Origin of the sequence: Wenjunlia vitaminophila DSM 41686 (assembly GCF_000380165.1) — a bacterium.
Classification (GTDB): domain Bacteria; phylum Actinomycetota; class Actinomycetes; order Streptomycetales; family Streptomycetaceae; genus Wenjunlia; species Wenjunlia vitaminophila.
In genome coordinates this window covers 39,610-53,402 of the sequence record NZ_KB904674.1, presented here as the reverse complement: position 1 = coordinate 53,402, position 13,793 = coordinate 39,610, and the positions used below count along the sequence as shown (strand labels likewise).

Annotated in this window: 9 protein-coding genes; 3 read left to right on the top strand and 6 right to left on the bottom strand. The window is 71.6% G+C overall.

Going from position 1 to position 13,793, the window contains the following annotated elements:
- The 6 genes from A3IG_RS0115705 to rhaI form a co-directional block, all read right to left on the bottom strand.
- A partial coding sequence (locus A3IG_RS0115705) for a putative T7SS-secreted protein (RefSeq protein ID WP_018384531.1) occupies positions 1–3,662 on the bottom strand: 3,662 nt, incomplete at its 3' end.
- Positions 3,662–4,177, bottom strand: a complete 516-nt coding sequence (locus tag A3IG_RS29925) for a hypothetical protein (RefSeq protein ID WP_018384530.1) — start codon at positions 4,175–4,177, stop codon at positions 3,662–3,664. The genes A3IG_RS29925 and A3IG_RS0115705, both read right to left, overlap by 1 nt.
- The gene (locus A3IG_RS0115695; RefSeq protein ID WP_018384529.1) at positions 4,174–4,581 is read right to left on the bottom strand and encodes a hypothetical protein; all 408 of its coding nucleotides are present in this window, start codon (positions 4,579–4,581) and stop codon (positions 4,174–4,176) included. The genes A3IG_RS29925 and A3IG_RS0115695 overlap by 4 nt, the downstream gene beginning before the upstream one ends.
- A gap of 127 nt (positions 4,582–4,708) precedes the next feature.
- The gene (locus A3IG_RS0115690) at positions 4,709–6,202 is read right to left on the bottom strand and encodes a rhamnulokinase (protein WP_018384528.1); all 1,494 of its coding nucleotides are present in this window, start codon (positions 6,200–6,202) and stop codon (positions 4,709–4,711) included.
- 131 nt (positions 6,203–6,333) lie between these two features.
- Positions 6,334–8,373, bottom strand: coding sequence for a bifunctional rhamnulose-1-phosphate aldolase/short-chain dehydrogenase (locus A3IG_RS0115685; RefSeq protein WP_018384527.1), 2,040 nt, complete (start codon positions 8,371–8,373; stop codon positions 6,334–6,336).
- 169 nt (positions 8,374–8,542) lie between these two features.
- Positions 8,543–9,703 carry an L-rhamnose isomerase gene (gene rhaI, locus A3IG_RS0115680; RefSeq protein ID WP_018384526.1) on the bottom strand — a complete coding sequence of 387 codons (1,161 nt, stop codon included), beginning with the start codon at positions 9,701–9,703 and terminating at the stop codon, positions 8,543–8,545.
- 381 nt (positions 9,704–10,084) lie between these two features.
- On the opposite strand from rhaI, the gene A3IG_RS0115675 reads away from it, so the two are divergent.
- From A3IG_RS0115675 to A3IG_RS29920, 3 genes are all read left to right on the top strand, one after another.
- Positions 10,085–11,104, top strand: a complete 1,020-nt coding sequence (locus A3IG_RS0115675) for a LacI family DNA-binding transcriptional regulator (protein ID WP_018384525.1) — start codon at positions 10,085–10,087, stop codon at positions 11,102–11,104.
- Between the two features lie 294 nt (positions 11,105–11,398).
- On the top strand, positions 11,399–12,928 hold the full coding sequence (locus tag A3IG_RS0115670; protein ID WP_018384524.1) for an MFS transporter: 1,530 nt from the start codon (positions 11,399–11,401) through the stop codon (positions 12,926–12,928).
- 104 nt (positions 12,929–13,032) lie between these two features.
- Complete coding sequence (locus A3IG_RS29920) at positions 13,033–13,770, top strand: TetR/AcrR family transcriptional regulator (protein ID WP_018384523.1); 738 nt, start codon at positions 13,033–13,035, stop codon at positions 13,768–13,770.
- Positions 13,771–13,793: the final 23 nt, after the last annotated feature.

The window sequence follows — 13,793 nt, the reverse complement described above, 5'->3', positions numbered from 1 at the left end:
GTGGTTCGGCGTTGGGTGGTGCGGCCGGCGGGGTCGTGGTGGTAGTGGGTGTGGCCGGCTTGGGTGATGCGGGTGCCGGTGTGGGTGCGGGGGCCGGTGGTGTGGTGGTGGGGGTGGGTGGTGGGCCAGTGGGCGGTGGTTTGGTTGCCTGCGGGGTCGTAGGTGTAGGTCTCGGTCCAGTTGNNGGCGGTGACGTGNGTGACCCGGCCGACGGGGTCGAGGGTGAAGCGTCGGGGNCCGTTGAGGTGGTCATCGATNCCNAGGAGGTAGCCGTCGGGNCGGTAGGTGTAGGTGCGGCGTTGGGCGAGNCCGGTGGGTGCGGTGANGGTCTGGTCGGTNAGNCGACCTGCCGGATCGTNGGTGTGGGTNAGGGTGAGGGTGTCGTCGATGGTGCGGGTGAGTTCTTGCCCGGNCGGGTCGTGGGTGAAGGTCAGGGTGTGNCCGGCGGTGGTCAACCCGGTGCGGNGGCCCGCGGCATCGTAGGTGTAGGTGGTCTCCACNCCGGTGGGGGTGATGCGGCGGNTNCGNCGGCCNANNNNGTCGTAGGNNAAGGTGATGGTGCGGCCGTTGCAGGTTTCTGAGGTGATGCGTCCGGCGCGATCTCGCCGCCAGATCAGCACGGTGTCGGGATTGGTGGCTTCGGCCAGGCGGCCGGCGGGGTCGTAGGTGAACGTGGACAGCCAACCGCCGGCGTCCTGTCCAGTGANCCGGCCGAGGGTGTCGTGGGTGTAGGTGGTGGTTTCGCCCAGCGGGTTGGTGCGNGAGGCGAGNTGGCCGGCNGGGNTGTGGGTGTAGGTGATGGTGCGNTCNTCGAAGTCGGTTTCGCAGGTCAGGCGGCCCGCNGGNTCGTAGGTGTAGGTCCAGGTCAGGCCTTGGGGGTTGGTGACCTGGGTCAACCGCAGGTGCGTGTCGTGGNTGAACTCNTACCGGACACCNTCAGGTCCCGTGCGGGCGGTCAGCAGNTCGAAGTGGGTGTACTCAAACCGGGTGGTCCCACCGACCGAGTCGGTGTGGGAGACACAGTTGCCCTCACCGTCGTACGTCCAGGACTCCGCAGCGCCATCGGGGTTCGTGCGACCGGCGAGTTTGCCTTCTAGGGTCCAGGTCAGGCGGGTGGTGTTGCCTAACGGGTCAGTGATGGAGGTGACACGGCCGAACATGTCCCGCTNGCAGCGNGTGNTCGCGCCGAGGGGGTCGGTGACCTCGAGGGGTAAGCCCGCGGTGTTGCACTCCACCTGGGTGGTGTGGCCTAACGCNTCNGTGATCGCGGTCAGGTGGCCCTGGGCGNTGTGGGTGAAGCGGGTGGTGGCGCCGGCNGGGTCNGTCAGCGAGGTGCGGTTGCCNGCGGCGTCGAACNCCTGCCGCCAGGTCGNCCCGTCGAACCCGACCAAGGTGGTGGGCAGGCCGAGGGTGTTGTAGGTGGCGGTGGCCTCCCGNCCATCCGGGCGCACCACNCCCACCAGGTTCCCCGNGTCNTCCCAGCGGTAGNNGGTGGTGTGGCCGAGCGNGTCGGTGCGGGATGTCANCCGGTCCTGGGCGTCGTANNNNGTGNGGNNGGTNNNNCCCAGNGGGTCGGTGGTNGCGATGACCTGNCGACGNGCGTTGACCACATACCGCGTGGCGTGCCCTTCGGGTGTGGTGACCGTCGTCGTGGTGGTGCCCGTGGCGGGGTCAGGATCGGAGTAGGTCAGGGTCACCGTCAGGTGCCCGGCGTCACCGCCGGCGGCCACACATCGGTCACGGTCGTCGTAGGTGTAGTGGTAGCNGCGGTCGTTGGTGTCCCTCCACGACACCAACCGCCCCCGCCCGTCATANGCGAACCGCAACGGCAGNCCNCTGGAGTTGGTGACCGAGGACAGGTTCCCACCCGCATACCCGTACCTGACCACCTCCTGGTCCGTGCCGCCGACGGCGGCACCCACCAGGTACAAGGCGGTGATCCGGTCGTCTTCCACGGTGAAGCGCAGTCGGTANCCGNCNTGGTGNGTGATGGCCGCGGGGGTGCCTTCGGGGGTGTGGTCGAAGGTGATCCAGTTGCCGTGACGGTCGGTGATCTGGTCGATCACCGCCACACCGTCACCGCCGCCGGGTGGGGCGGTGAAGTGCCGCACCTGGCCGGTGTCCGGATCGGTGAGCGTGTAGTCCCCCTGCCGGGTGCGTTCCAACGGCCACCGCGGCCCAGCCTGCGGCAACGTGCTCAAGCCCACCGCCGGATGCGGGTAGGACAACACCAACCCGTCTTCGGAACAGAAGACGACACCCTCGGCATCGACCTCCAGGTGCTGGTCCACCGTGGACGCCCACGCCGGCCCGAACCAGCGCCCAGCGGCGTACCCCGACTCCACATGCCGGCGGAACACCAACGGCAACGTCCCCGGCAGCACCACATCCGTCTGCGGCAGATACATCAACCCCGTCGCCAGATCAATCGGGTCCACACCCTTACACACCCGGCCCCCAGGCGGCGTGGTCCGGTTGTACGGACCATCGGAAGCCATCCGCCGCGCTTCACGCCGCGCCGTGCGCCCCGCCGCACCGACCACCGTCCGCGCCGACCCCGCACCCTTGGTCCCCAACAACTCCGGCACCATCCGCCCCGCACCCTCCGCCGGATCCGCAAGGAACTGATCCACCATCCGCTCCCCCGTCGCGACCGGATGCCGCGCAGCGTTGGCGAGATCAAACGCCGTACGGTTCAGGTTGGTCGTGAAATCCCCAGGATGAGTCAGGTTGTATGGATCCAGCGGGTTCAAACTCTTCGCGAAGTTCAACAACCCCGCCCCGCCCTTGGCCACCCCACCCGTGAAATGCAACGCGTCCAGATTCAGACCCGTGAAACCATCCCTGACCTGCTCGGCGTACGACGGCTTCGCCGGAGCCAGGTCAGCCGCCGCCGCGATCGCCGACCGCGCCTCCTGTGCCGCGGCGTCACGCTGCCGCCGCGCGTCACCCAACAACTCCCGCGCCGCCCGCCGCCCCTCATCCCCCGGATCTACGAACTCCCCGGGCTTCACCGGCTTCGTTCCCGGGTCCTCGCCCCGCTGCACCGCGAACGCGTACACCGTCGATGCCGCGTCGAACTCCCGCACCGCCCGGTCGTGCTCCGACCGCGCCGTCCGTGAATCGGCCTGCGCCGCCCGCCACAGCTCCACCGCGTCCGCAGCACGCCCCTGCGCCCACTCCACGGTCTCGGCGAACCGCTCCAACGCGTCAGCCGCCCGCTCACACGCGTCCGCCGCCGTGAACCACTTGCTGGGCTCCCCCGCCGCCCGCTCCCGGAACGCCTCCGCCGTCCGCCCCCGCCACGCACCCGAGTCCACGTTCCGCAGGCCGGTGCCCACCCGCTCGAACGCCGACTGGAAGTCGCGCAGGTGGGACACCGTTGAACGAATCCTGCTCACACTGCCGTGGACCAGCCGCCGCGAGTCCTCCGTCTGCCCCAGGTCCAGTTCGTCGGCCGCGGCACCCAACCGGTTCGCCGCCGAATCCGACACCGCCCGCACACGATCCGCGGCACCATCGAACCCCGCACGGTCCAGACCGCCCGCGGCCTTGTCCCCCGCCCAGTCAACCCCCTCCCCCGCCTTCTCCTTGCCCGCCTCCACCGCGTCCTCGACCGGGTCGGGAATGAGGTCACCCGCGTCGAAGGGACCCAGACCCATCAGCGCTCGTCCTCACGCGGTGCTGGGGTGGCGCCGGGGCCCGGGCGCATGCCGCTCTCGTCGGGTTGGGGCCGGAAGGACTCGGAGCTGTAGTCGGGGCGGTAGGTGTCGGCATCGAACAGGTCGCCCACGCGGGTGTTGGCGACCTCCTCCTCCGTCCGGTACGGGTCGCCGACCGCGGCATTGCCGACGATCTTCACGGTGTTCTTGATGTACCGCTCGTTCTCCCAGGTCATTCCGGCGGCGAGGTTCACCCGACGGGCGAGTTCGTTGGCGTCCTGGACCAGGGCACGAACGCCCCACTCCCACCGTTCGCAGAAGTCCTCGAAGTCGTCGGCCACGCCCTTGTGGCCGGCCTCCATGCCGGTCAACTGGAGCTTCTCGAAGCCGGCGCCCATCAGCGCGTCGGGGTCGGTGCCGATGTCCCTGAGCTCGTTGATGGCTCCACGCAGTCCGAGGGTGATCTGCCGCAGCGCCTGCGGGTCGGCTGCCAGGTCCTCGTTGCCTCCGCTCACTGCCCCGCCTCCCGGTCCGTCGGGAAGGGTCCGTCCAGGGCGACCGCGTCCGGAACGATGCCGCGCACCGGCGGGAACGTCATGGAGTTCTCCGTGTCGGCCGCGTCCACCACGATCCCGGTGGGGCCGTCGAGGGAGGGGATCACCGTGTCCAGGAGCCGTGCGCCGAGGACGGTGCGGTACTCCCACTCCTCGCTGGGCCCGGTCCCCGCTGCCAGGGCGAACCGGGCGAGCGCCGGTTCGTCGGTGAACGCGTAGAGCCAGCGGATGTCGCGGTACCGGGCGGCGAGCAACCCGTCGGTGGTGACCGGCACCAGGACCGCCGTGCGCCGGAACTCCCCCACCAGTGCCCGGGGATCGCCGGTCCCCGCCCGTAACGCAGCGACGTGTTCCCGGAACGTCATCCGAATCCCCCCATCTCACCCCCGCCACCCGTCAATGTCACGGATGGCGCTTCACCCGAACACGTTATGACACGGAGGGACGTTGGCGGTGGCGGTCAAGCCAGGACCGCGGCGCGGGCGGCGTGGGTCAGCCGGAGGCCACCCGGCGGTCCGCCGCGTCCCACGCCGTCAGGTTTCCCTGGGGAACGTAGCGGCGCACCCGTTGGGTGGCGGCGACCAGGTGCCGCATCTGGTCACGGTCGCCGACCAGACCGTGCGCCCTGGCCTGCACCAGGACGTTACCCAACGCGGTGGCCTCGGTGGGGCCCGCGATGACCGGCAGGCCGGTGGCGTCCGCGGTGAACTGGCACAGCAGTTCGTTGCGACTGCCGCCGCCCACCAGGTGGATGTGCGTGACGTCGCGGTCGGCGAGGCGGGCGGCCTCCCTGACCGTGCGGCGGTGGGCCAGGGCGAGGCTCTCCAGGATGCAGCGCACCGTCTCGCCCGGGGAGCCCGGCGGGCGCTGGCCGGTCCGTGCGCAGTGCTCGGCTATGCGGCGGGGCATGTCCCCCGGCGGCAGGAACTCGGGGGCTTCGGGGTCGATCAGTGCGGCGAACGGGCGGGCCCGGGAGGCTTCCGCCAGCAGGGCGGGCAGGTCGGAGGGGACGCCCTGGCTGTCCCAGACCCGGCGGCACTCCTCGAGCAGCCACATCCCCATGATGTTCCGCAGGTACCGGATGGTGCCGTCGATGCCGCGCTCGTTGGTGAAGTTCGCCCGGCGGGAGGCCTCGCTGAGCACGGGCGCGTCCAGTTCCAGGCCGACGAGGGACCAGGTGCCGCAGGAGACGTAGGCGAAACCGGGTTCGGTGGCGGGAACGGCCGCCACCGCTGAGGCGGTGTCGTGTGAGGCGACGGTGGTGACGCTGGTGGACGGCGGCAGCCCGGTGTACGTCGCCACGTGGGGCAACAGGGTCCCGGCGTGGTCGCCGGGACTGCGCAGCGGCGGGAGCAGTTCGGGATCCCAGCCGAGGCGGGCGAACAGCTCGGTCGACCAGGTGCCGCGGCGGGCGTCGAAGAGCCCGGTGGTCGAGGCGTTGGTGATCTCCGCGCCGACGCTTCCGGTGAGCCAGTGGGTGAGCAGGTCGGGGATGAGCAGCAGGGTCCGGGCGGCAGGGAGCTGGGCGGTGCCCTGGGCGGCGGCGAGCTGGAAGACGGTGTTGAACGGGAGGTGCTGGAGGCCGGTGACGCGGTAGAGCTCCGGCGCGGGGACGACGGCGTGGACCGCCGCGGCGGCGTCCTCGGTGCGCTGGTCGCGGTAGTGGTGGGGGTTGCCGAGCAGCGCGCCGTTGGCGTCCAGCAGCCCGTAGTCCACCGCCCAGCTGTCGATGCCGATGGAACGCAGCTCCCCCCGTCCGGCGGGCAGGGCCGCACGGGCGGCCCGGCGCAGGCCGTCGAGCACGCCCTGGTAGAGGGCGAGGACGTCCCAGTGCAGGGCGCCGGGGAGCCGTACGGGGGTGTTGGCGAAGCGGTGCACCTCGGTGAGGTCGAGGGTGTCGGGGCCGACCCGGCCGAGGACGACGCGCCCGCTGGTGGCGCCGAGGTCCGCCGCGGCGAACCCGGTGGCGGATGGGGTGGTGGGCATGGCGGCGGACCTCGGCGGGGTGAGACGAGACGGGGGCGGGGCGAGCGGGTGGAGGTGGTGGGACGGCGGGGCGGGGTGGTCCGGGCTCGTGTGGATCGGGTCCGGCACGAGGGGGGAGCCCGCCCCGCGTCTCAGCGCAGGAACGCCGCCGCCACCCCGGCGTCCACCGGAATGTGCAGCCCGGTGGTGTGGGTGAGGTTGCCGCCGGTGAGCGCGAAGACCGCCGCGGCCACGTGCTCCGGCAGGACCTCCCGCTTGAGCAGGGTGCGCTGGGCGTAGTACTCGCCGAGCTTGGCCTCCTCGACCCCGTAGACCGCGGCGCGCTTGGCGCCCCACCCCCCGGCGAAGATGCCCGAGCCGCGGACGACGCCGTCGGGGTTGATTCCGTTGACCCGGATGCCGTGTTCGCCGAGCTCCGCGGCGAGGAGACGCACCTGGTGTGCCTGGTCGGCCTTGGTGGCGCCGTAGGCGATGTTGTTGGGCCCGGCGAACACGCCGTTCTTGGAGGCGATGTAGACGATGTCCCCACCCAGGCCCTGCTGGATCATCACCCGGGCGGCCTCGCGGGAGACCAGGAAGGAACCGCGGGCCATGATGTCGTGCTGGAGGTCCCAGTCGGCGACGGTGGTCTCCAGGAGCGGCTTGGAGATGGAGATGCCGGCGTTGTTGACCACGAGGTCGACGCCGCCGAAGGCGAGCGCCGCCGCCCGGAACGCCTCGGTGATCTGTTCCTCGGAGGTGACGTCCACGGTGACGGCCACGGCGGTGTCCGGGCCCCCGAGCTCCGCGGCGACGGCTTCGGCGTTGGCGCCGTTGAGGTCGGCGACGACCACGCAGGCGCCCTCGGCGGCCAGCCGCTGGGCGGTGGCGCGGCCGATGCCGGACCCGGCGCCCGTGACCAGGGCGACCCGGGTGGCCAGGGGCCTGGGCCTGGGGAGCCGCCGGAGCTTGGCCTCCTCGAGCGTCCAGTACTCGATGCGGAACTTCTCGGACTCCTCGATCGGGGCGTAACGGGAGACCGCCTCGGCGCCGCGCATCACGTTGACGGCGTTCAGGTAGAACTCGCCGGCCACCCGCGCGGTCTGCTTGTTCTTGCCGAACGAGAACATCCCCACGCCGGGCACCAGCACGATCGCCGGGTCGGCGCCGCGCATCGCGGGCGAGTCGGGCGTGGCGTGCCGCTGGTAGTAGGCGGCGTACTCGTCCCGGTACTCCCGGTGGAGTTCCCTGAGCCGCTCCGCCACCTGGTCCAGCGGGGTGGTCGGCGGGAGGTCGAGGACGAGGGGGCGGACCTTGGTGCGCAGGAAGTGGTCGGGGCAGGAGGTGCCCAGTGCGGCCAGCCGGGGGTGCTCGGCGCGGGAGAGGAACTCCAGCACGGCCGGGTCGTCGTTGAAGTGGCCGACCTGGTGGTGGTCGGTGGAGGCGAGGCCGCGGACGAGCGGGGCCAGGGCGGCGGCGCGCTCGCGGCGCTCGTCGTCGCCCAGCGCCTGGTAGCCGGGGATGACGTCGCCGAAGGGCTCGGCCGCGCCGCGCTCGGTCAGGAACGCCTCCGCGGTGCGGATGATCCACAGGGAGTTGCGTTCGCACTCCTCCGCGGTGTCGCCCCACGCGGTGATGCCGTGGCCGCCGAGGATCACTCCGACTGCCTGCGGGTTGGCCTCCTTGATGGCGGCGATGTCCAGGCCGAGCTGGAAGCCGGGGCGGCGCCAGGGCACCCAGGCGACGCGCTCGCCGAAGCACTCCTTGGTCAGTGCCTCGCCGTCGGCCGCGCAGGCCAGGGCGATGCCGGAGTCGGGGTGCAGGTGGTCCACGTGGGCGGCGTTGACCAGGCCGTGCATGGCCGTGTCGATGGACGGGGCGGCCCCGCCCTTGCCGTGCAGGCAGTAGTCGAAGGCCGCGACCATCTCGTCCTCCCGCTCCACCCCGGGGTAGACCTCCACCAGGGCACGGAGCCGGTCCATGCGGAGCACGGCGAGTCCGGGCTCGGTGAGGGTGCCCAGGTCGCCGCCGGAGCCCTTGACCCACATCAGCTCGGTGTCGGCGCCGGTCACCGGGTCGGTGGCGGTGCCCTTGGCCGAGGCGTTGCCGCCGGCGTAGTTGGTGTTGCGGGGGTCGGCGCCGATCCGGTGGGCGCGGTCCAGCAGGGCGGCGACCTCGGGGTGGATGCTCATGGTGGAGGGTTCCTTCGCGGTAAGGGACCGGACGGGGGTGGGCCCGGCCGCGACGGGGGCCGGGCTGCGACGGGGCCGGGCTGCGGGGATCGGGGGCGGCCCGTGCCGGTCGGGGGGCCGGGCGGTACCGACCGGCGGGGGCGGGGGCGGTGCGGGGTTCGGTCAGGCCCTAGGCGCCCCAGCCGGCCTGGGTGCCGCCGACGCGCTCGGCGACGATGCGTTCCGCCCATCCCGAGCGGCGGTACGCCGCGATCGGGTCCGGGTCCAGGCCCATCTCCTCGCGGACCTCGGCGAGCAGCGGGCGCACGTCGGTGTTGTACGCGTCCATCAGCACGGCGTTCGCCCCGAGCACGTCGCCGGTGCGCTGTGCCTCCCGCAGCGCGGGGACGTCGACCAGCAGTGCCTTGGCGGTGGCCTCCTGGACGTTCATCACCGAACGGATGATCGCCGGGATCTTGGGCTCGATGTTGTGGCACTGGTCGAGCATGAACGCGGTGTCGGGGCCCAGCCCCCCACCGCGGATCACCTCGAACATGATCCGGAAGAGCTGGAACGGGTCGGCCGCGCCCACCATGAGGTCGTCGTCGGCGTAGAAGCGGGAGTTGAAGTCGAACCCTCCGAGCTTCCCCTCGCGCAGCAGCACGGCGACGATGAACTCGATGTTGGTCCCCGGGGCGTGGTGCCCGGTGTCCACGACCACCTGGGCCTTGGGGCCCAGTGCGCGGCAGTGCGCGTAGGCGGTGCCCCAGTCCGGCACGTCGGTGGCGTAGAAGGCCGGCTCGAACAGCTTGTACTCGAGCAGCATCCGCTGGTCGTCCCCGAGCCTGGCATAGACCTCGGCGAGGGCCTCGGCCAGCCGGTCCTGGCGGGCCACGATGTCGTCCTGCCCGGGGTAGTTGGTCCCGTCGGAGAACCACAGCTTCAGGTCCCGGGACCCGGTCGCGTCCATGATGTCCACGCACTCCAGGAGGTGGTCCACCGCCTTGCGCCGCACCGCGGGGTCCGGGTTGGTGACCGAGCCGAGCCTGTAGTCGTCGTCCTGGAACACGTTGGAGTTGATCGCGCCCACCCGCAGCCCGAGGTCCTCGGCGTGACGGGCCAGCGCGGCGTAGTCGTCCACCCGGTCCCACGGGATGTGCAGGGCCACGACGGGGGCGACGCCGGTGACCTCCTGGACGCGTGCGGCGTCGTCGAGCTTCTCCTGGGGGGTGCGGGGCACCCCCTTCTGGGCGAACACCTTGAACCTGGTCCCCGAGTTGGCATACGCCCACGAGGGCGTCTCGATGCGCTGGGACTTCAGCGCGGCCTTCGCGGCCGAAAGGTCAGACATGGCCACCTCTGGTGTCCGGGCCCCGGTGTCCGGGCCGGCGAGCAGTCGTCGTGGGGTGGGCGAAACGCCCTGATAAGGGGGCGAGTCCCCTCACTTCAATGAATCGTTTCACAAATAATTATCCCCCGCGCGCTTCATCGTCAAGTAGGGGGCAAGCTCCCAAGGAAAACAGTGCAAGCACAGTGGCGAGACCTCGACGACTCCCCCGGCGCCCCATTTCTATTGAAACATTTCACTCAGTGCGGGCCCACGGGCCGGCGGTCTCGCTGGCCCTGTCACGGCGTCGAGTGGGCGTGCCCGGCGCCGGACGGCATACCATGAACGCTCTCCGGTGACCCCCCGGTCACCGACCCACTCACGATGGCCGGCTGGACGGGACACATGGGACGCATGGTGGGGATCAAGGACGTGGCGCGGCACGCCGGTGTGTCGGTGGGCACCGTGTCCAACGTGATCAACCACCCCGACATGGTCTCGCCGCAGACTCGGGCGCGGGTCCAGACAGCGATCGACCGGCTCGGCTACGTGCGCAGTGAGTCCGCCCGCCAGTTGCGGGCCGGGCTGAGCCGGATCATGGCGCTGCTGGTCCTGGACATGGGCAACCCCTTCTTCGTCGACGTCGCCCGCGGCGCCGAGCGGGCCGCCCGCGAAGCCGGCCTGGGGGTGATGGTGTGCAACAGCGCCCAGAGCCCGTCCGAGGAGGCCGAGTACCTCTCGCTGTTCGCGGAACAGCGGGTGCGCGGGGTTCTGATCACCCCGGCCGACGGAAGCGGCAACAACCTCGCCTCGTTCGCCCGGCACGGCATACCGTTCGTCCTGGTGGATCGGCAGACCATCGACGACACCACGTGCTCGGTGGCGGTGGACGACGTCGCGGGGGGTGCCCTGGCCGCCCGGCACCTGGTCTCCGCGGGACACACCACCATCGCCTACGTCAGCGGTCCCGGCCATCTCCAGCAGGTCAGGGACCGGCGCGAGGGCGCGCTGCGGGCCCTGGCCGAAGCCGGCCTGCCGCCGGAGTCCCTGGTCGAGCTGCCCACCGAACGGCTCGACGTGGCCGCGGGCCGCGACGCCGGCTCCCGGCTGCTCGGCCTCAGGCCCTCGGTCACCGCGGTGTTCTGCGCCAACGACCTGCTGGCCCTCGGCGTGTTGCAGTCGCTGTTCGCCGCCGGGGTGCACGTGCCGGGGGACCTGGCCCTGGTCGGGTACGACGACATCGAGTTCGCCGCGGCGGCGGCGGTCCCCCTGACGTCGGTGCGGCAGCCGGCGGTGACCATGGGGAGGATGGCCGCGGAACTGCTGCTCGAGGAGACCGGCCCGGACGCGGAACAGCACCGGCACCGCAACGTGCTCCTCCAGCCCGAACTGGTGGTCCGGGACTCGAGCCTGACGCCACGCTGAACCGCGGTCGCCGACCCCGCCGGGAACACGGCCGGCCGGACCGGGCCCTCGTCCCTGGAGCGCGCGGGCGTGACGCCCTGCCCCCAACGCCCCTGGTGCGCACGCTCCCCGGGGGCACCCGCACCCCCCGTGCCGCCCGGCCGCCGGCCCGGGCGGCACGGGGAGTCAACCGCCAAGCGAGCAGCGCTAGACTCGCCCATTGAAAAGTCAACACATGTCTACTTCCAGCTAGGCGCCTCCTCCGACGCCCGGGCCCTGAGCCCACTGGAGTATCTGGAGCACCTGGAGAACCACATGTCACTTGACACCGGGCCTGAGGGTTCATCGGCGCCCCCCACAGAGGCAGCGTCCGACTCCGTAGCCCCGCAACACCTGGGCATAGCCCTGCTGGTCATCGCGACCACCCAGCTCATGGTCGTGCTGGACGGCACGATCATGAACATAGCCCTGCCCAGCATCCAAGAGGACCTCGACGTCTCCGTCGCCAACCTCTCCTGGGTCGTCAACGCCTACGCCCTGGCCTTCGGCGGCCTGCTGCTGCTCGGCGGCAGAGCCGGTGACCTGTTCGGCCGCCGTCGGGTCCTGCGCGTCGGCATCTCCGTCTTCACCCTCGCCTCGCTGCTCGGCGGCCTCTCCAACAGCTTCGAGATGCTGCTGGCCGCGCGGGTGCTCCAGGGCGTCGGCGCGGCCATCGCGGCGCCCACCGCGCTCTCCCTGATCGCCACGACCTTCCCCGAGGGCAAGCCACGCAACCGCGCCATGGGCGTGTACGCCGCCATGGCCGGCGTCGGCTCCACGACCGGCATGCTGCTCGGCGGCATCCTCACCGACGTGGACTGGCGGTGGGTGCTGTACATCAACGTACCGGTGGGGGTGGCGGTCCTGGCCGGCACGAGGGTGCTGGTCGACGGCGCCCGCAGGCAGGGGCGGCTCGACCTCCCCGGGGCGATCACCGGCACCACCGGCCTGGTCTCCCTGGTGTACGCGATCACCCGGGGCGGGGAGGACGGCTGGACCGACACCCTGACCGTGGGCGCGTTCGCCCTCGCCGTGGTGCTGTTGGTGACGTTCCTGGTGATCCAGAACCGGGTCGCGAACCCGATGCTGCCGCTGCGCCTGCTCCGCGACCGCAGCCGCGCGGGCGCCTATGTGACCACGCTGTGCGCCGCGGCCGGAATGTTCTCGGCGTTCTACTTCATGACGCTCTACACCCAGCGCATCCTGGGCTACAGCCCGCTGGAGACCGGCCTGTCCTACCTGCCGTTCAGCATCGGCATGTCCCTGATGGCCGCCGTGGCCTCGAAGGCCAGCGCCCATGTCGCCCCCCGGCTGCTGGCCGGGCCCGGGCTCCTCCTGGCCGCCGTCGGCATGTACTTGTTCAGCACGTTGGACACCGACTCGTCCTACGTCACCCACCTGATGCCGGCCATGTTCGTCACCGCGCTCGGCCTCGGCCTGACCTTCCTGCCGATGATGCTGGGCGCGGTGCGCGGGGTCACCCAGCGGGACGCCGGCATCGCCTCGGCCCTGTTCAACACCGCCCACCAGATCGGCGGCGCGCTGGGGCTCGCCGTCCTGTCCACCCTGTGCACCCTGGCCACCGACGACCGGATGGAACACGCCAACGAGGCGTTCTTCAAGGGCGTCAAGACCCATGACTCCGGCCTGGTGCACAGGGCCAGCGAGGCGCTCACCCACGGCTACACCACGGCGTTCGCGGTGTCAGCCGTGCTGTTCCTGGCCGGCATGGTGGTCGCGTTGACCGTGATCACCATGGGGAAGCAGAAGTCCGACCGGGAGCAGGACCCGGCGGCAGCCGCCTGACCGCCACCCGGGGGGAGCGGCTGACCGTGTCACCCGGCCAGCCGTTCCCTCCGTTTTCTGGGGTGTTTGTACCATCGAAGCCCGTTGGGGAGAGGAGACCGACGTTGACCGGCGCACCTGACGCAGCACCCCCGGTTTCCCCGGACGTCCCCGGGGACCCACCGCTCCCGGCGGCCCCAGCCCCCGCGCACGGCGCGAACCCCGGGGCACCCCGCCCGGAGCGCAAGGGGGAACGGACCCGCCGGCGCATCCTCCAGGCCGCCCGCCGCAGGTTCGCCCAGGTCGGTTACGACCGGGCCACCATCCGCGCCATCGCCGCCGACGCCGGTGTCGACAAGTCGTCGGTCATCCAGTACTTCGGGACCAAGCAGGAGCTGTTCCGGGAAGCCGTGCACTGGACCATTCCCATCGCTGAGCTGACCACGCCCGACCCGGTGCGCACCGTGGACAACTACCTGCGCGGGATGATGGCGAGCTGGGCCGCCGACCCGGACAGCCCCATGGCGGTGCTGCTGCGTACCAGCATGACCAGTGACGAGGCCGCGGAGTTGCTCAACCGCCACGTCACCGAGCAGGCCATCGGACCGGTCGCGGAAACGATTCGGGCGCAGGACGCGCGGCTGCGCGCCGCGATGGCCAGCGCCATGATGGTCGGGATCGCCACCCACCGGTACCTCCTGCGCACCCCGGACCTGGCCGGAGCCGACCTGGAGGACGTCCTGCGGCTGGCCGGCCCGGTGATCCGCAGCCTGGTGGCCCCCGACGTCGCGCCGAGCGGGCACCCGCCACCCCCGCCGGACCCGGCCGCACCGGCGGCGGTGCCCCCCTCCGCCACGGCCTGAGAATCCCCGGCCGGGGCGGAGGG

Excerpts from the sequence above, each read along its gene's own strand:
- A3IG_RS0115695 (WP_018384529.1), bottom strand. The coding sequence starts at position 4,581 with ATGACGTTCCGGGAACACGTCGCTGCGTTACGGGCGGGGACCGGCGAT.
- A3IG_RS0115690 (WP_018384528.1), bottom strand. The coding sequence starts at position 6,202 with ATGCCCACCACCCCATCCGCCACCGGGTTCGCCGCGGCGGACCTCGGC.
- A3IG_RS0115685 (WP_018384527.1), bottom strand. The coding sequence starts at position 8,373 with ATGAGCATCCACCCCGAGGTCGCCGCCCTGCTGGACCGCGCCCACCGG.
- rhaI (WP_018384526.1), bottom strand. The coding sequence starts at position 9,703 with ATGTCTGACCTTTCGGCCGCGAAGGCCGCGCTGAAGTCCCAGCGCATC.
- A3IG_RS0115675 (WP_018384525.1), top strand. The coding sequence starts at position 10,085 with ATGGGACGCATGGTGGGGATCAAGGACGTGGCGCGGCACGCCGGTGTG.
- A3IG_RS0115670 (WP_018384524.1), top strand. The coding sequence starts at position 11,399 with ATGTCACTTGACACCGGGCCTGAGGGTTCATCGGCGCCCCCCACAGAG.